Source organism: Flavobacterium sp. NPDC079362 (assembly GCF_050267765.1).
Taxonomy (GTDB): domain Bacteria; phylum Bacteroidota; class Bacteroidia; order Flavobacteriales; family Flavobacteriaceae; genus Flavobacterium; species Flavobacterium azizsancarii.
On sequence record NZ_JBNNFM010000043.1, the window covers coordinates 17451 to 36173 of the forward strand.

Sequence of the window (18723 nt, forward strand, 5' to 3'; positions counted from 1 at the left end):
ATAGTGTATTAAGCTGTTCTGTAATGTAAAATAGCTTCTTGATTTTTTATCAGGAAGCTATTTTTTTTCTTTTATATTTATTCAATCAATGAAAGGATACTTTTAGGAATTTCATCAAAACCTTCTATCGAATATGGTTTAATGAGGTATGCTTTTATACCAAGCAAATCACATTTTTCTTTATAGACAGGATTGATGCTTGTTGAATAAACAAAGCAGGGTATTTTTTTTAGTTCAGTAGTATTCAGGATTTCCTGTAGTGCTTCGATACCATCTACGATAGGCATGTTGATATCAGTCAGGATGACGTCCGGAATTTTGTTTGAAGAATTTTTTAAGTAATTCAAAAGTTCTTCACCATTGGTGACAAGGTTTACTTTTTCGAAATTAGTATTTTTAGTAAAAGCTTCAAAAATAATGTCTGCATCATCACTGTCGTCTTCGGCAATAAGAATATGTAAATTGTTTAAGTTTTGCATTTTTATGAGAGTGGGAAAAAAAGGTTAAAGATGGTGCCTTCATTCGGTTTACTTTCAACAGTAATATTTCCTGAATGATTTTCCATGATTTTTTTGCAAATTGCAAGACCAATTCCGTTTCCGGAATATTCATTTTTGGCGTGCAATCTCTGAAATATAGTAAAAATTTTGATAAGATGGGTTGTTTCCATTCCAATACCATTGTCTTTTATCTGAATTTTTATGAATTGCTCTGTTTGGTTTGGAATTTTAGATTCAGCATTGTCGATTTGGGAAATCTGAATAAGTGGAGAAAAATCTGTTTTGCTATATTTTATGGCATTTGAAATAAGATTAGAAAAAAGTTGACGCATTTGTACTTTAGAGGCATATATTGTAGGCAATTGACCAATTTGTATCCTGGCTTTTTTGTCATTAATTATAATTTCCAAATCATCGGTTACTTCAGAGATTATTTCAACTAAATTGACTTCGGTACGTTCTTCCTGTGCGGTATGAGATGAATATTTTACCAAATCATCAACAAGTGAGTTGAGCCGCAATGCAGATACTTTCATGACATTCATTGACTTATTATCTGCCTCTGAAAGATGAGCAGCATCTATTCTGCCATTGTACATTACGATTTTTCTTAATGGTTCTTTCAGATCGTGCGATATCACATGAATAAATTCTTCGAGATTAGCATTCGTTTTGTTTAATTCGTTGATTTTTTCCTCGAGATCTTTTTGATGTTTTATTAAGGCGTCTTCATGTTTTTTCTTCTCTGTAAGGTCCGTAATGATGATACCTATTCCCTGAACGGCAGGTTCAAGGTCTGTGAGGGAAATATAGGCGGGAAAAGTTTTGTTTTCATCCTCAGTATTAAAAAGAATCTCATGTGTAGCAACTCCATATTTTAGCGCTTCAATGACAGGAACAAAATGTTCTGCATTATTAAAGTATTCGTAGAGATAGTTACCAATTATTTTCTCGGATGGAATCCCTACTAGTTTAGAAAAATAATCATTGCAATAGAGTATGAGCCCATTTCTTGAAATACTCAAGGCACCTTGTCTGAATTTCTCAATGAGAAGTCTAAAAGTATAGTCAGCAGTTTCTAGTGAGTACAGCTGCGGAACTCCGTTATTATTTACTACTAATGCATCGACATCCCCGTCTTTTATAGCATTGACAATACTATTAGATTCATAAAGTTTTTCCTTTAATGATGCTATTTCGGCTAATAAGAATTCGATATTTGTATTGTTGTCCTGCAAATTATTCTCTTATATTTAATATTCTCAATACCTTTTCTTTGTCTGACAGATCACCTAAGATAATTCTTCTTGGTGCAGGATTTACTTTGATCAATGTAGGGATTGCTACAATTTGATGAATTACGGCCTGTTCGCTATCGCGACTGATATCAATAATTTCTAGTTCGTAGTTATTTTCGAGATATTTATCGCATATCTTGCGTAGATTTTCGATTGCATGCCCTGATTTTACAGACATACCCGAAACAAAAAGCATAAACTTATGTTTGGTTGTACTTGTTTCATCAGATGAAATATCCATTTTTTTAAGAGTTTAAGGGTTTGATATTAAGCCCCACAAGTACTCTTTCTTCATTAGAAAGATCGCCAATAATTTTGCGAATAGGTTCAGGAAATTTTCTCACCAATGTAGGTACAGCAAATATCTGATCGCCTTCTGCCAATTGAGGATTTTTTAGCAAATCGACAATTTCAATGCTGTAAATCCCTTTCAGATGTTCCTCGGCGTATTTTTTTATATTTTCAAGCGCAGTAATAGACTTGGGGGTTTGACCCGCTATATAAAGTCTTAATTGCCACTCTGCTACAACTTCTTTTTTCATTTTATTTTGTTTTTTTAGAAGTTAGTTTTTCCTGCAATTCTTCTGTTGCTTTAAGGATACTTAACTCTTCTTCGGCAGATTCAAATTCATTTTTGAGTGCCTCAATATTGGCTTCCAGAACACGGCGTTTACGCTCAATTTCTCTGTCTTTTCTATTAATCTCATTTTGAAGTTTAATATCCGAGATTGTTTTCTTGAACTGATGAGATTTTCTGGCGGCACCCGTAAGTATTCCTTGTGGTCCTAATTCTACATCAAGCAATTCTATACCGTTGTTTGTAATAACAAATTCCCTTACCTGGTTAGAATGTCCCATTCCTCTGGATTTTACAATAAAAATCCCGCGGTTTCTTTCGCCAATTCCCTCCATATCCCGTACGGTAATCCAGGTATCTACTAATGATGACACAGACTCTTCGGCAAGATCAGGCCTGAAATTATCCGTTTGTTTGTTTAACGAGGTAAAAAGTGCTGTAATATTATTCGCTTTCAGCATGTCTATAAGCCTTACCAGCATTGAGCGTACTTCATGTTCGCTTCCTACAGAAATTAAATTACTAATAGGATCTATAATAATCGTAGTAGGTTTAAATTCCTTAATAAATTTTCTAAGTGTAAGCAAATGCAGTTCAAGACCATTTAAAGAAGGTCGTGATGAATGAATTAGCAAATTACCATTATCAATATGTTTTTGAAGGTCGACACCTATTGATTTCATATTACGAACCAATTGTTGTGGCGATTCCTCAAAAGCAAAATAGATTGTTTTTTCGTTGTTCTCGCATTGTTGACTGGCAAAATAACATGCCAAAGTTGTTTTAGCCGTACCAGCCGTTCCTGAAACCAATATATTGCTTCCGCGATAAAAACCTCCACCCTCAAACATTTCATTTAATCCCGATAATCCCGTAGGAACAATATCTGAAGAAACTTCGTTGTTTAGTTTTAAAGAAGTAATAGGAAGTACCGAAATACCGTCTTCATCAATAAGAAACGGATATTCGTTTGTACCATGTGTTGATCCTCTGTATTTTACAATACGAAGTCTTCTTGTAGAAACCTGCTCGATTACACGATGATCCAGCACAATGACACAATCAGAAACATATTCTTCTAATCCCTGACGTGTTAAAGTAGCTTCGCCGCGTTCTCCTGTAATAATCGCTGTTACACCTTTGGTTTTGAGCCAATGAAATAATCTGCGTAATTCTGCCCTGAGAATCGCCTGATTGTCGAGTCCTGCAAAAAGTGATTCTATGGTATCAAGTACAACACGTTTCGCTTTTATTGAATCTATGGCATGTCCCAACCTGATGAACAAACCATCAAGATCATATTCGCCGGCTTCTTCAATCTCAGATCTTTCAACCCTGACATGATCGACTACGAGCTTTTTATCAGCTTTGAGCTGCTCCAGATCGAAACCAAGTGATTTTACATTTAAAGTAAGATCATCCGAAGGTTCTTCAAAAGACATGAAAACTCCGGGTTCGTTATATTCTGTAATACCTTTAATAAGGAATTGCATGGATAACAATGTTTTTCCGCAGCCGGCACCACCGCAGATTAAAGTTGGTCGCCCTTGAGGGAATCCACCATCAGTAATCTCATCAAGGCCGTCAACTCCTGTAGGAGTTTTGGGAAATATAAAACTATGTGATTTTGTTTGTTCTTGCACGATATTTAAATTCTATTGACTCAAATATACGTTTTCCTAGAATATTAACAATTAATATTTATTAAAGATTTAACAGCTGTTTAGTAATAATTCAAACATATCAAAAACGCTTTACGGTAAAACATGGGAATAATGTAAAATAATAGTAAAATTGTAGAAAAAATATTTTATTGTATTTTATGACCAATATTTTTAAGTGCTCATTTTTGTATTGCAAATAATCTTTTGGAGGTTTCTTTCTTTGTCAGAATGAGAAGATTACGCAGATAAATAAACAAAGTCTGTATAAAGTTTGCTTTCTTGAGAAAAGGCAAAAATCAGGTTGCTGCTTTAACGAATGATAAAGAGATTACTGCGGTTTTTTATCTGTAGCTTTTTTTCTATGTATTTTAAATAAAAGGAAGCGCAAAGTATTAAGAGTCCAGCCAGTTCTTGAAATTGTTGATTTCTTTTTTGCTTAGAATAATTGGTTCTGTATCAGGAACGGCAACATTTAAAAGGATTTCTATTTTCTGGCTGGAATGTTTGATAATTTCCTGAATATGATGGCGATTGATGATGTATTTTCGATTTATTTTAAAGAAAATTACAGGATTAAGTTTACCAATAAGATCCTTGAGATTGCTATTGTACAAATAACTACTGCCGGAATTGGTGTAGATAAACATATGTTTGCCCGTGGCGTAAAAATAGGAAATAGAGGTATCGTTTATAGAAATTAGCTTATCTCTGTGATTCACCAAAAAGTGATGCTGGACTGTGCTTTGATTTTCAATTTCGACCAAAGATTCAACAATTAAATTGGTGTTAAACGTTTCTTTGATGTTTTTGTATTTGAGTAAAGCTTCGTGTAATTCGTCTTCTTCGTAAGGTTTTAGAAGATAATCTATAGTAAAATGTTTGAACACTTTTACGGCATAAGAGTCATAAGCGGTAATAAAAATAACGGGACATGAAACAGGTGCCTGCTCAAAAATGTCAAGACTTTTGCCATCTCCTAAATGAATATCCATAAAGGCAAGATCAACAGTATTTACTTTAAAAAAAGCAACGGCATCTTTTACAGATTTTACTACCGTTATTTCGCTGATCGAAATGATACTTTGCTGTTCTAAAATGGATTTGAGATAGCTTGAAGCCAAATGTTCGTCTTCAATAATAACTATTTTCATTACGTTTAATTTTCTGTAAAGTTAAAAAAAAAGCTCCGTTAAAAACGGAGCTAATTTTATTACAATTCAGGATTATTTAAACGGGCATCCAGAGGAAATGGAAGCGTATAACGCGGATCATTTTCTATTAGTGTATAATTTTGACCGGCAAATGTATGTATGATTTGTTTTTGAGTAGTTCTTCGCAAATCAAACCAGCGGTGACCTTCTACAGCAAACTCACGTTGTCTTTCCTGAGCTATAAAATCAAGAATCTGAGTTTGTGTCATGGCAGCAATCGATGTACTTAATGCGTTAAAAGCGGTAGCAGTATATCTGTTTTTGATAAAAGCGATTACAGTTGTTCTTGCCGTTGGAAGATCGTTTAATTGTGCCGATGCTTCTGCTTTTGTCAAGTATAATTCTGATGTTCTAAAAGTGCATTTTTGAGCAATATCACCACCTTTTCTAAACCTGAACCTGCTTCCGCTTGCCTGATAATACAAAGCAAAACGTAAGTCGTTTGTTTTATCATAAGCACCTGTTAAGGTTGGCGAAGCATATGACGTACCTTTTAAAAGATTGATAAAAGGATCCTCCAGCGCTAATATAGATTCCGGTCCGTTGTAAAGGTTCGGTAAAGCAGCTGTAGTGTTCAGGTTGATTAAAGCACTTTTATAAGTCATTGCTTTATCTGCAGCTTCAATGGCTTTGGCCCATTCTTTTCTGTAAAGAAAAATACGAGATTCCATAGCATATAATGCAGCCTTAGAAAAACGGTAGTTTATACCTGCTGTCTGAGTGTCTAAATTCAATAATTTTCGGGCCTCTTCATTATCAGATAAAATCTGATCGTAAATAACAGCGACACTTTGAGGAATATAAGCTTGTTCTAAATCTATTTTTAGAGCCAACGGAACACCTCTGTCTGTTGCAGCTGTTGCAGCATTAAAAGGTTTACTGAAGATGTTCAGTAAGTCAAAATAAGTTAAGGCTCTTAGTGCATATGCTTCTCCAATTAGCTGATCTTTCTCTGCAGAAGGCGCTAATTTTACGCTCGCATCATTGATGATCACATTCGTATAGAAAATTCTGTTGTACAAAGCCGCATAAGGAAAACTGTTTGTAGTTTTATCAGGATTGGCATCTTTCCAGATATAATGGTCTCTGTAGAAAGTGGCATTATCATTAAATTCATCTAAAATTAATTCGTCTGCCCTGATAGCAGATAATGCTTTATGAATAGCAGTTATAGAATAGCCGGTTGTGATTACTGCTCTGTAATCAGTTAAGGTTTCCGGAATTACTTTACCTACAGGCTCAACATCAAGATAATGATCACAGCTTACAGTAGTAATGGCTACGCCGGCAAAGAATACGTATTTTAATATATTTTTCATTTTAAATCAGATTAAAAAGTTAGGTTACATCCTAAAGATATTGATCTTGGGATTGGTTGTGCATAGATATTTCCGTACGTTTCAGGGTCAAAGTAACCTTTGTAATCAGAGCTGATTACGAATAAGTTTCTACCTTCGATACTAAATCTAACGTTATCCATATACAACGTTTTTGTTGCTTTTTTAGGCAATGAATATCCCAAACGAACACTGCTCAAACGCATATAGCTCATTTCATGAACCCAGGTATCTAAATAATTGTAAACATTAAGTGGCGCTCCTCCTGGAGAAAACCATTGGTAAGCCATCCAGGAATCTCCTGTTCCTGAAGTTTCACCGTTGATTCCGGGTATATTTGAACCTGTATTAGTAGGCGACCAGGCATTAAGAACATCTGTAGTATAGTTTTGACCACGATCTAAAGCTGTACCATTAAAATTAGGTTTTTCTACAACAGTTTGCTTAAGATTGAAAGTAGTGGCAATAGTAAGATCAAAATTATGAATTTTGAAAGTATTGATAAAACCACCGGTAAATTTAGGATCTGCATCTCCTACATAACTAAACAAATCTCTTGTTTCTTCATCTGTAAGTTTCGACTGAGATAAAACTCCCGGGAAGAAATCTGCATAAGGGTCAAAAAGACCAAAAAGGGTTTGTGTGTTTACAGTTTCTCCTTTTTTATTTACAAATAGAGGGTAACCGTTTTCATCAATTCCTGCAGTTTTTAATGCAAATACTGCATTAACAGGTAATCCTTGTCTTGATGGTAAATAAGTGTTAGATCTTGTTTGGATACGATCGACATTGCTTTTATTATGAGCAAAATTAATTGTACTATTCCACTTAAAGTTCGGACGATCAATGTTTCGTGTAGACAAAGAAATCTCGTATCCTTTATTGGTTACCTGCGCCCAGTTAGCGTTTGTAAACTCAAATCCGTTTTCAACAGGAAGCGATTGTAAACCAATTAAATCGGTACTTTTTCTTCCGTAAACATCAGTTACAATGCTAATACGATTGTTGAATAAACCAAGATCCATCCCAAAGTTGGTATTCGCTGTCTTTTCCCATCTTAATTTATCATTTGGAGGAGAAGTTATAGTAATAACAGGTTCTGATTGTCCCGGTAAAATAACTGTTGTATTGTTGATTCCAACTACATACGGAGAAGTATTTTTGTCAATATTTCCTTGTAAACCGTAAGATGCACGTAATCTTAAATTAGAAATTACTTCACTGCCTTTTAAGAAATTTTCTTCAGATACTGCCCATGAACCGGAAACAGCCCATAATGGCAAGTATTTGTATTTAGGGTCTACACCAAATAAATCTGAACCGTCGTAACGAACACTTCCAAAGAAAGTATATTTTCTGTCATAGGTATAGGATGCTGTTGCAAAAAAGGATGCAAATGCATTTTCATTTTCATTTTTCAAATAAGTTCTCCAGTTTGCATTATTGGCATAATTTGCATTTGGGAAAATGATTTGTGTTGTAGTCAATGTTTTAGGATCGAAACCAAAACCTTTTGTATTGATAGCAGTACTTTTGTTTTTTCTTAATTCATTACCCACCATAACTTCTATCTCATGTTTTCCGCCAAGAGTAGTGCTGTAGTTTACCATCGTTTTCCAGTTGTACTGAAAAAAGTCTGTGTTTGAATTTTGAATAATTCCGCCAACAGGAAGGAAATAAGTATCAGCTCCGTTTACAAATACACTTGATTTTTCTCTTTCTTTTCTTGTAAAATAAGTGTCTTTACCGGCATATTTTTCAGAAGCATTGTTATCAAACTGTAAACCAATTTGCGTACTTGCTTTTAAGCCTTTCGTAATATTGTAATCAACATCAAGTAATGCTTTTATAGATCTTGTAGTTAATTCATAGTTGGTATTTTCTCTTTCTTCTAAGTAATTAAAAGGAATATACACACTTCCATTTCCATATCCAGTCATATCTTTATCATAATTATAACTTCCGTCAGCTTTTAACGGAGTTAGATATGGGTTTACGTTTCTGGAGTAATTAGCAGGATTTGTAAAAGTGTCTGAATCTGTAATGTAAGATGATTTCTTGCTTTGGGTACCAAAAATTCCAACGCCAACATGCAATTTATCCGTTACATCAAAATTGTTTTTTAAGGTAAGGTTGTATCGGTCAAAACCAGTTCCTATCGTAGCACCTTCTTCATTGTAAGCACCTAAAGAGAAATAGTAATCTGATTTTTCTCCACCACCGGATAAACTTAATGTATATTGTTTGTTGATCGCACTTCTATACAATAAATCACCCCAGTTGGTATTGTTGTTTCTTAAAGCATTAATAGAGTTTTGCGTTGTTGGACTTAGAGACGAAAAACCTCCCGATCTATAGGCTCCTAATTCATTAGCCTGATTAAGAATACGGGAAATTTCTCCATTACCGTCTCTGTAAGTCAAATCTTCTCTTGAAGCCAGTGAAAGTTCAAAATCTACTTTTTGAGAAGCATCCATAAGGTTTAATTTAGAAAAATCAGGTTTTTGAGTTACGAAAGTATTCACATTCAAATCTACTTTCATACTTCCTTTCTTTCCTTTTTTTGTTGTTACCACAATAACCCCGTTTGCAGCTCTTGCCCCATAAATGGCAGTTGCAGCAGCATCTTTTAGTATGGTAATATCTTTAATATCTTCAGGATTTAAGCCTGCAATAGAAAAATTGTTTAAAACATCGATATTATCTTTGTCGTAATTTTGAGGAACATCATTTCCTTCAAGAGGCAAACCATCTAAAACCCATAACGGATCCTGAGCACCAGAAAGTGATGCAGTACCACGAATTCTGATTTTTGAGATTGTTCCCGGAGCTCCCGTTTGTTGTGTTACGGCAACACCAGCAACCTGACCAATTAACATTTGATCTAAACTCGCCACACCCGCTTGTTTGATATCTGCCATTTCAACTTTTGCAACAGCTGATGTCAGTTTTCTTTTTTCGATTTTTTGGTAACCCGTTACTACGATTTCTTTTAGTTCGCTAACATCTGATTTTAAAGAAATATTGTATTGGTTTTTGTCTGTAATATCAATTGTATAAGGTTGGTATCCCATATAGGTTACTCTTAAACTCTTGATGTTACTGTTGATTTTAAGCTCAAATGCCCCGTCAAAATCACTTACGGTACCTAAGCTTGCACTTGTAATAATTCCTTTTTGTTCTGTGTTGTTTGATACGGAACTGTTTTCTACAGAAATAGTAACTCCCGGTATCGGCAGTCCGTCTTTGGCATCAAGTACCCTTCCTTTAATAGTCCTTTCCTGCGCAAACCCGGATAGGGTAAGTAGGAAACTCAGCATGTAAAATAAATTCTTCATTGGGTTGTTTTTGGATTGTGTTAATTTATAGTGTGTTGTTTAAAGCCTTTTCAATACGTTGAATCAAATCGAAATAATGGTTTTTGGTTTCCTGATTTCCAATATTTCTCTTTGTTTTCAATAATTGTAAAATTTGATTCAATTCTCCTTTTTTATCAGAGGTAACTTCAGAAACCCTTTTTAGAGAAGACTGATTGATGTTACGTGCCATTTTTGATTCATCTAAATAATCGCATAAATGTGGCATACTTAAAGTCTCTTCTAATTGAGTGATTTTCTTTGCATCTGTTTTCTCAAAAAGTTTATTGGTAGAAACAATCAGTACATCGACATAATTTTTCTGAGTCATACGCTCCATAATGTTAAGCGATTTATTTTGGATAGTAGGAGCAAAGATGCTTTGGTGAATTGTTTTGAATAATTGTGTTACCGTGAACACATTTTCTTTAGCTTCATTACGTTGAAACAATTCGTTTTCTGTAATTCTCAATAAACGATCATCGCTCAATAAATTATATAAAACTCCGTATTGTAATTCTCTTGCAAGAGTATACGGCGTGTATTCGTAAGGCCCAAGAGGAGAATCCTTCAGCGGATTTGTTTTATCCAAAATTGGATTGAAAAACAACCATTCCGGAAGTTTAATACTATTGTTTAATAAATAAGAAACGGCTCTTTTCTGGATTGCTGCAGGAACTGCAACATAACTTGGTTTGTTATCACCGTGAACTGTTGTATTCAGATAAATACCTCCAACATTCGTTAATACATGATAGTTGTACAGATTCCATTGGCCAATTGCACCAATATATAGTTTACCCGTTTCATAATAAGATTCGTCCTTGTCATACGTCCATTCCAGGATTTTGGCAACAACTCTTTTTAAGTTTTTAAGTCCGTATTCACTCGCTTTCATGGCATCATCACCCAAATCCTCAGATTGAGAACGCGGATCGATAGTAGCATTCCCATCTTGTTGTTCTCCGTAGAAATAAACAGGATCATCCTTGTGTTTTGCAATCAATGCGTTCAAAGCATTATGCTCTTCAGTTGGCTCAGCATACCATCTGTAACCCCATTCGATAGCATATTTATCATACTCACCAATTTTTGGCGTAATTGCTTCTACATGATCTTCTGGCTGCGCAATATAATTGTAACGGGCATAATCCATGATTGACGGAGCTGTTCCGCCCATTTTTGCTGTAAAAGATGGAGATCGCAGTGATTCTACCGGATAAGCAAATGAAGCTCCCATATTGTGTTTTAGACCAAAAGTGTGACCTACTTCGTGAGACGATACAAAACGAATTGCTTCTCCCATATGTTCGTCACTAAATTTGTTTCCTCTTGCTTTTGGGTCAATTGCACCTGTCTGAATACGCATCCAGCTGTGTAACGATGTCATAACATTGTGCCACCAGATAATATCAGATTCAATAATTTCACCACTTCTTGGGTCAACAACCGCAGGTCCCATAGCGTTCGATTTTTGCGATGCCACATACGTAATTACGGAGTAGCGAACATCATCGATATCAAAATCAGTATCTTCGGCAGTAGGTTCTTTTGCGATCACGGCATTTTTAAATCCTGCTCTTTCAAAAGCAACCTCCCAATCACGAACACCTTCTATAATATAAGGACGCCATTGTTTAGGTGTCGATGGATCGATATAATAAACGATAGGTTTTTTAGGTTCTACTAATTCACCTTTTTTATATTTTTCAATATCTTCTTTTTTAGGTTCCAATCTCCAGCGCGTGATCAGTTCTTTTTCCAGCACAGCATGTTGGCTGTCGCTAAAATACCAATGCTCTTCAGAAAAATAACCTATACGTTTGTCTGCAAAACGCGGTTTCATTGGTACTTTGTCTAATAAAATAATATTAGAAGTAACACCAATTGTAACGGAAAGGGCAGGACCGCCTTCGGCTACAGAAGTTGTCAGTTGCGATTTAACGACGATGTTTTTAGGAAATGTCTTCACACTTTCTATATACGAAAGTTCAGATTTTACAGATCCGCCAAAGCTAATATTACTCAAAACATCATTGAAACTTTTTTGCTTTCCGTCAAAAACTTTATTGGCTTTGATTACTACAGAAGTAGAATCACTATTTTTTGTCTCAATATCAAAAACTTCGATAATAGATTCTGAGAAATTACTATTTACAGAAGTTGTAATAGCATCTCCAACAGGCGATGAAACTTTTGGTACAGATGATTTTACCCAAACTTTTTTAGCAACAAGATCTTTATGAAAAGTGATGATCTTATTCTCATAATTCATTCCTTTATTTAAACCTGCATCATTAACCGGTAAAGGAACATTTGAAATTTTATTAACGACTAAAAATTCTCTTTGAAAAAGGGAGTCATTAATCTCCAGATAAAGATCTGTTTTTACCTGAATGGTATTGAATAATCCTTTTTTGAAAGTTCCCTGCTTGATCAGATCAGCATATTTTTTCGTTTTAGGATTTTTTAATGAATCTTTAACTTGTTCTGTTTTGTCTTCTTTGCTCTTTTTGTTCTTTTTTTGAGAAACTACAGTACTAGTACTTAATATCATTACTATTAAAGCGATACTTTTTAGATTTCTCAACAATGCCTTTTCTCTCATCGAAAGTTAAGTTTAGGTTAATTTTTGGCTAAAAATATTGCATGGATTACGTTAAAAAAAGCAAAATAGAGTGAGTGGCTTTTTTTTGGGAGTGAATGTTTTTTTTTATCCGATTAAAGGTAAAATGCAAGTAAAATCGCCGTCTTTTTTAAAGGCCTTAAAACCGTTTGTCGAGTAGTATTTATAGATACTTTCTAAGTATTTGTGACCAAATTTAGATTCTTTCTCGAAGTTTTGCTTTTCGTTTAAATTATTAGTAATAATTACAACGTTTTCGTTAATGTCAATTGTTATCCTTAACGGAGTTTCATCTGAAGCAATATTGTGTTTTATGGCATTTTCTACAGCAATCTGAAATGCTAAATAAGGAACCTTTTTTGCCAAGAAGTTTTCGTCTTGAATAGTAACAGTAAAGACAAATTCTTCTGTAAAACGGGTTTGCTGCAGAAATATATATTTTTCTATAAAAAGTAATTCTTCCTGAACCGTAACAATATTGTTAACCGGAGGATTAATAAGGTATCTGTAAATTTTAGAAAGATTTAAAGTAAACTTTCGTGCAACTCCCGTATTGCTTTCAATTAGCATATAAAGAGAATTCAATGAATTGAATAGAAAATGCGGATTAATTTGCTCTTTTAAATGATGCAGCTGGATCAATGCTTTTTCTTTATTGATCTTTTCGTTTTCTAAAAGCAGCTTGTTTTTTTCCTCAGCAAGCACTTCTTTCTCCTGGAAGGTTCTACGCGTAAAAATGGTAAATAGATAAAAGAACACAATTAGAATTGCAGTTGTAATGATGTAAATTAAAGAAGCATATTTTTTTACCTCGTTTACATCTTCATTCGAAATTTCTCTTGGAAAATTTACCGCTATATACCAATGCGTTCCCTTTACGTTCAGTCGTTTAGTATATCGTACAATATCTAATAATAAAAATTCTGATGGAGCGATTCTTTTGCTAAAACCTTCTTTTTTGGCAAAAGTAGTATCCTGTGGCGCTATATTGGTAATATTAAAAATGTTCTTTTTTAATAATTTTATTTCAGGATGATATAATATAGTTCCTTTTTTATCAAATACAAAAGCATAATTGGGTGCCTTTTGGTCAATAGTCGAAAAGTAAGATTGAAGACTTTGCAAATCTATATCATATCCGTATCGCACCACAGTACCATTTGCTGCGATATATTTATAGTAAATACGCCAAAAAAAGTTTTCCTGATCCTCAACAATAGTATTAGATTGTGTAAGGTCCTTGTTTTTAGCAGCAAAATTTTTTATAGAATTTTCAAGTTCAGGACTGATTTTAGAAGTACTAAATTCTATTTGCTGATCATTAATTCCAAACCAGTTATTTCTAACCAGACTATCATTAGCATGAATGTTACTTAAAACTTTTAAGTTATTAGATAAGTTTTTAGCATTACTAATGTCTACAATACGTTTTAGTTCATTTTTAGTTTCTAAAAAGCGTGATAATTCCTGCGCGATAACTTCCTGTTTTTTTACAAAACTTCGTTGCGAGCTTTCTGCATTCGATTTTTCGGTAATTTGAGTCATTAAACCACTCAAAATATAAACCGAAAGCAGTGTAAGGATAATAAAAATGATTCCTAAAATGAAGAAGTTCCTGCCGGAAAAGGTATTTTTTAATGTAAATTTCAAAAGTGTAATAAAAAAAAATAAGGAGTATTTAAGTCCTTATTGTAATAGGGTAATAATTTTTTTTCGTGTGCAAATATAAAACTTTTTGCCTGATACACTTTTAGTTATGAAATCTTAACACAATTTTCATGCAGTCGATTAGTAAAAATCTTGTTAAGGAGAAAATTTGGTTTTAAATTGTTTCAGGTTTCAGGTTTGGCTTGTGTAGATTTAACCGCAAAGAGCACAATTTTTTTTATTTTAGGTACGTTTATAAAAACGCAAAGTTCGCAAAGCTTTGAATTTAAACTTTGCGGACTTTTAGTAAATCTTTGCGATTTATAGTTGTGTTGATTTTTACCGCAAAGAGCGCTAAGATTTTTATTTTACAGTACGTTTAAAAAACACAAAGTTCGCAAAGTTGGTTCAATACAAAGCTTTGCGAACTTTGTGTTTTTATAAAACTTTGCTAATTAAAACCTTTGCGCTCTTTGCGGTAAAATGACACAGAAATTCTATGCTCATTTCAAACCTGAAACTTTAAACTTGAAACAAATCAGGAAATCTGTAAATGCTCCAGAGTTTTCCCCACTAAAGTTTTTACTCCAACCGGTTTAAAACCTAATTTAAGATACAATTTCTTCGCACCCGGATTTCCTTCTTCAACCAATAAACCCAAAGTCTGTTTATTTTTGGTTACATATTCTTCAATCAAAAACTGCAGTATTTTAGATCCAATTCCTTTTCCCTGATGATTTGGATTTACACCTAATGAATCAATATAATATTCGCCGCTTTGGGTTTCGTTTTCAGGACTAAAATCAGGATTAAAATTCAGGCGGACATAATCAACAATTGGTTTTCTAAGTTCCTGCAATTTGCCTCCGTCATAAACAGAAACTGCCCCAATAATTTCATTGTTTTCTTCGGCCACAAAACAATTCTCATAAGAGTATTGATTGTTTTCTGATTCGACAAAATGAAGCAGGAAATAGTAGGCTGTTTTAGGATCTTTTTCTGCGATGAATTTATAGATAATTTCTTCTATGGCCAACAGCAAATGTGCTGCAATACTTTCTGAATCTTCTATAGTTGCTTTTCTAATGATCATGACTTTTCTTTTTAAGAGTACAAAATTACGGTAACTTTTAAATATTAGTCCTTTTGATTGAGATAATGCTGTAAATAGTTCAGTTTTTTAGTTTTTTAATAAAATATTAAAATAGAATTAATTTTATTTTTATAAGTTAATCTATTTTAATTCAGTTAGTTATTGGTTTTATAAACTTTAAAAGTACGTTATAAAGAGTAAAATATTTTAAGTTTCGAAATTGTAAAATAGGGCTTCGTTATTTTTTGCAAACGAACATTTTTGTATTATAAATATTACTTTTATGAATATGATTGTTGATAACTGTTTTTTGGGAGGGTAGTTTGCGAGCGCATTTTTATGTTGATAACTTTATTTAGATTCTGTATAAATAGCTGATGTTTCGAGGGTTATGAAATAGTATAATCCTGTTGATAAAACTAAATTTCCTGTCACTTTTCGTTGCTTCTGACCTGTTGATAATTGAGTGGTTTTTTAACATCAAAATTAGGTCAAAAGACGAACTGTGGGTTAATTTTGTAATTAGAGAAATGACGTTTAACCCCCAAATAAACAAATCATTTTATTCTGGTTACGTCACCAATTTAATACTTATATATATGTCTATTTTCGATAAAAGAATCAATTATAAACCTTTTGAATATCCAGAGGTCCTACAATTTACTGATGCCATAAATAAAGCATATTGGGTTCATAGCGAAGTCGATTTTACTGCAGATACACAGGATTTTCATTCCCATTTAAATCTGGCTGAAAAAACAGCAATCAAAAACAGTTTACTGGCAATTGCACAGATAGAAGTAGCTGTAAAAAGTTTTTGGGGGAATATTTATGAGCATTTCCCAAAACCGGAGTTTAACGGTTTAGGAAGTACTTTTGCTGAATGTGAATTCAGGCATTCTGAGGCATATTCTCGTCTTTTAGAAGTTTTAGGATATAATAATGAATTCGAAAAACTGATGGAGATTCCGGTAATCCGCAAACGTGTCGATTATTTATCGAATGTTTTAAAAGATACCAAGTCTCAGGACAATAAAAAATATGTGGTTTCGCTGATATTGTTCAGTATTCTGATCGAGAATGTATCACTTTTTAGTCAGTTTGCGATTTTATTGTCGTTTACGAGATTCAAAGGATATATGAAAAATGTAAGCAACATTATTGCGTGGACTTCTATCGACGAACAGATTCATGCAAATGGTGGCATTTATATCATCAATAAAATCAAAGAAGAATTTCCGGATTATTTAGATGAGGAAACTTTAGTGCTTATAAGAGAAACAGTTAAGGATTCGATTGGTGTAGAAGCAGATATATTAGACTGGATATTTGAAGAAGGTGAAATCGAAAGTATCAAAAAAGAAGATTTAGTGAATTTCATGAAATTTAGATTAGATGAAAGTCTGACCCAAATTGGCATCGAAACAATATTCAATGTTCCAGCCGATGATTATAAAGCGATGGCGTGGTTCGAAGAAGAAGTTTTTGCAAATAGTCTTGATGATTTCTTTGCGAAAAGACCTGTAGAATATACAAAACATGACAAAAGTATTACCGCAAACGACCTTTTCTAAAAAAGCAAATTACAATTATGAATACAATAGATACAATTTCAGGAAATAGTGCTCCGTTAAGCGAAGCAGACAATAAAATGTGGTGGAAAAACTCTGAAAGTGAGCAAATTTTAAATCGTGGCTATCTTTTAAAAGGTGAAACTGTAGAGGGGGCAATTGACAGAATTTGTACCGCTGCAGCAAAAAGATTGTACAAACCCGAGTTAAAAGAGTCTTTTGTTGAAATGATCGAACGTGGTTGGATGAGTATTAGTTCGCCTGTTTGGGCAAATATGGGAACAGAACGTGGTTTGCCAATTTCTTGTTTTAATGTTCACGTTCCTGACGAAATCGAAGGGATTACACATAAATTGGGTGAAGTAATCATGCAAACCAAAATTGGTGGCGGAACTTCAGGATATTTTGGCGAATTACGCGAAAGAGGAAGTGCCGTAACTGATAACGGAAAGAGTAGTGGAGCAGTGAGTTTCATGAAACTTTTTGATACTACAATGGATACGATTTCTCAAGGTGGTGTTCGTCGTGGTGCTTTTGCAGCATATCTAGATGTAGATCATCCGGATATCGAAGAATTTTTGAAGATAAAAAGCATCGGAAACCCAATTCAGAATTTGTTTACCGGAATTTGTGTACCTGATTACTGGATGCAGGAAATGATTGATGGCGATGCAGATAAAAGACAAATTTGGGCAAAAGTATTAGAAAGCCGTCAGCAAAAAGGATTGCCTTATATCTTTTTTAGTGACAACGTAAATAAAAACAAACCACAAGTTTATAAAGACAAAAACCTGCGCATTAATGCAAGTAATCTTTGTAGCGAAATCATGTTGCCGTCAAGCCTTGATGAATCATTTATTTGTTGTCTTTCGTCAATGAACCTGGAACTTTATGAGGAATGGAAAGATACTGAAGCAGTAAAACTGGCGATCTTTTTCCTGGATGCCGTTTTGCAGGAATTCATAGAAAAAACAGAAGGAAACTATTATCTGGCAGCAGCGAATCGTTTTGCAAAAAGACACCGCGCACTTGGACTTGGGGTTTTAGGATGGCATTCGTATCTGCAAAAAAATATGATTCCGTTTGAAGGACTTGAAGCCAAAATGAAAACGACAGAAATATTCAAACATATTAGTGACAAAGCTGATAAAGCAACTCAGGATCTGGCAAGAATATATGGAGAACCAGAATTGCTAAAAGGATACGGAAGACGTAACACGACAACAATGGCAATTGCGCCAACGACATCATCATCGGCTATTCTGGGACAAACTTCGCCGGGAATCGAACCTTTTAGCAGTAATTATTATAAAGCTGGTTTGAGCAAAGGTAATTTTATGCGTAAAAACAAATACCTTAAAACATTATTAGAAGAAAAAGGTCTTGATAATGAAGAGGTTTGGAGAGAAATTATGCTTAATGGCGGCAGCGTTCAGCACATGAGCCAATTGAGCCAAAATGAGAAAGATGTCTTTAAAACATTTAAGGAAATCAGTCAGTTAGAGATTGTACAGCAAGCATCAATCCGTCAGAAATATGTCGATCAGGGACAAAGTATCAACTTAAATATCCCATCGGATTTGCCAATCAAAGAAGTAAACCGTTTATTGATCGAAGCATGGCAATTAGGAATCAAAAGTTTGTATTACCAACGTAGTCAAAGTGTATCTAAAGAGCTTGTTACAAGTCTTGTTACTTGTAGCAGTTGTGAGTCATAATATAAACAGGCTGTCTTTTGGATAGCCTGTTTTTTTTGTTGTGTGCCCAGCATGGGCGATAACTCTAGGGTGTAAGTCCCGAACACGCCTTTACAGTGGGAAGTGTTAGCTGAATGCAAGGGTGT

The 18723-nt window shown here is 34.1% G+C and carries 13 protein-coding genes; 2 read left to right on the top strand and 11 right to left on the bottom strand.

From position 1 onward, the window contains the following. Window positions 1-77: 77 nt before the first annotated feature. From ACQKCJ_RS22305 to ACQKCJ_RS22355, 11 genes are all read right to left on the bottom strand, one after another. Complete coding sequence (locus ACQKCJ_RS22305) at window positions 78-479, bottom strand: response regulator (protein WP_271338461.1); 402 nt, start codon at window positions 477-479, stop codon at window positions 78-80. 2 nt (window positions 480-481) lie between these two features. Continuing rightward, complete coding sequence (locus ACQKCJ_RS22310; protein WP_271338462.1) at window positions 482-1738, bottom strand: sensor histidine kinase; 1257 nt, start codon at window positions 1736-1738, stop codon at window positions 482-484. Between the two features lies 1 nt (window position 1739). Beyond that, window positions 1740-2039 (bottom strand): circadian clock KaiB family protein, encoded by a 300-nt coding sequence (locus ACQKCJ_RS22315; RefSeq protein WP_271338463.1) that lies wholly within the window; start codon window positions 2037-2039, stop codon window positions 1740-1742. 4 nt (window positions 2040-2043) lie between these two features. Next, window positions 2044-2340 (bottom strand): circadian clock KaiB family protein, encoded by a 297-nt coding sequence (locus ACQKCJ_RS22320; RefSeq protein WP_072953993.1) that lies wholly within the window; start codon window positions 2338-2340, stop codon window positions 2044-2046. Between the two features lies 1 nt (window position 2341). Beyond that, window positions 2342-4018 carry a circadian clock protein KaiC gene (gene kaiC, locus ACQKCJ_RS22325; protein WP_271338464.1) on the bottom strand — a complete coding sequence of 559 codons (1677 nt, stop codon included), beginning with the start codon at window positions 4016-4018 and terminating at the stop codon, window positions 2342-2344. A gap of 413 nt (window positions 4019-4431) precedes the next feature. Further along, window positions 4432-5190 carry a LytR/AlgR family response regulator transcription factor gene (locus ACQKCJ_RS22330; RefSeq protein WP_427402949.1) on the bottom strand — a complete coding sequence of 253 codons (759 nt, stop codon included), beginning with the start codon at window positions 5188-5190 and terminating at the stop codon, window positions 4432-4434. 59 nt (window positions 5191-5249) lie between these two features. Next, window positions 5250-6569: a RagB/SusD family nutrient uptake outer membrane protein gene (locus ACQKCJ_RS22335; protein WP_271338466.1), complete on the bottom strand. Its 1320-nt coding sequence runs from the start codon at window positions 6567-6569 to the stop codon at window positions 5250-5252. Between the two features lie 11 nt (window positions 6570-6580). Further along, complete coding sequence (locus ACQKCJ_RS22340) at window positions 6581-9925, bottom strand: SusC/RagA family TonB-linked outer membrane protein (protein ID WP_271338467.1); 3345 nt, start codon at window positions 9923-9925, stop codon at window positions 6581-6583. 25 nt (window positions 9926-9950) lie between these two features. Further along, complete coding sequence (locus ACQKCJ_RS22345) at window positions 9951-12551, bottom strand: zinc-dependent metalloprotease (protein WP_271338468.1); 2601 nt, start codon at window positions 12549-12551, stop codon at window positions 9951-9953. 105 nt (window positions 12552-12656) lie between these two features. Beyond that, window positions 12657-14219 (bottom strand): histidine kinase, encoded by a 1563-nt coding sequence (locus ACQKCJ_RS22350; RefSeq protein WP_427402950.1) that lies wholly within the window; start codon window positions 14217-14219, stop codon window positions 12657-12659. Between the two features lie 535 nt (window positions 14220-14754). Further along, the gene (locus ACQKCJ_RS22355) at window positions 14755-15309 is read right to left on the bottom strand and encodes an N-acetyltransferase family protein (protein ID WP_427402951.1); all 555 of its coding nucleotides are present in this window, start codon (window positions 15307-15309) and stop codon (window positions 14755-14757) included. Between the two features lie 599 nt (window positions 15310-15908). Between ACQKCJ_RS22355 and ACQKCJ_RS22360 the strand changes: the two genes are divergently transcribed. Next, window positions 15909-16883: a ribonucleotide-diphosphate reductase subunit beta gene (locus tag ACQKCJ_RS22360; protein WP_271338471.1), complete on the top strand. Its 975-nt coding sequence runs from the start codon at window positions 15909-15911 to the stop codon at window positions 16881-16883. Between the two features lie 17 nt (window positions 16884-16900). Then, window positions 16901-18598 (top strand): ribonucleoside-diphosphate reductase subunit alpha, encoded by a 1698-nt coding sequence (locus tag ACQKCJ_RS22365; RefSeq protein ID WP_271338472.1) that lies wholly within the window; start codon window positions 16901-16903, stop codon window positions 18596-18598. Window positions 18599-18723: the final 125 nt, after the last annotated feature.

Excerpts from the sequence above, each read along its gene's own strand:
- ACQKCJ_RS22365 (WP_271338472.1), top strand. The coding sequence starts at position 16,901 with ATGAATACAATAGATACAATTTCAGGAAATAGTGCTCCGTTAAGCGAA.
- ACQKCJ_RS22360 (WP_271338471.1), top strand. The coding sequence starts at position 15,909 with ATGTCTATTTTCGATAAAAGAATCAATTATAAACCTTTTGAATATCCA.
- ACQKCJ_RS22305 (WP_271338461.1), bottom strand. The coding sequence starts at position 479 with ATGCAAAACTTAAACAATTTACATATTCTTATTGCCGAAGACGACAGT.
- ACQKCJ_RS22355 (WP_427402951.1), bottom strand. The coding sequence starts at position 15,309 with ATGATCATTAGAAAAGCAACTATAGAAGATTCAGAAAGTATTGCAGCA.
- ACQKCJ_RS22345 (WP_271338468.1), bottom strand. The coding sequence starts at position 12,551 with ATGAGAGAAAAGGCATTGTTGAGAAATCTAAAAAGTATCGCTTTAATA.
- ACQKCJ_RS22315 (WP_271338463.1), bottom strand. The coding sequence starts at position 2,039 with ATGGATATTTCATCTGATGAAACAAGTACAACCAAACATAAGTTTATG.
- ACQKCJ_RS22340 (WP_271338467.1), bottom strand. The coding sequence starts at position 9,925 with ATGAAGAATTTATTTTACATGCTGAGTTTCCTACTTACCCTATCCGGG.
- ACQKCJ_RS22320 (WP_072953993.1), bottom strand. The coding sequence starts at position 2,340 with ATGAAAAAAGAAGTTGTAGCAGAGTGGCAATTAAGACTTTATATAGCG.
- ACQKCJ_RS22330 (WP_427402949.1), bottom strand. The coding sequence starts at position 5,190 with ATGAAAATAGTTATTATTGAAGACGAACATTTGGCTTCAAGCTATCTC.
- ACQKCJ_RS22335 (WP_271338466.1), bottom strand. The coding sequence starts at position 6,569 with ATGAAAAATATATTAAAATACGTATTCTTTGCCGGCGTAGCCATTACT.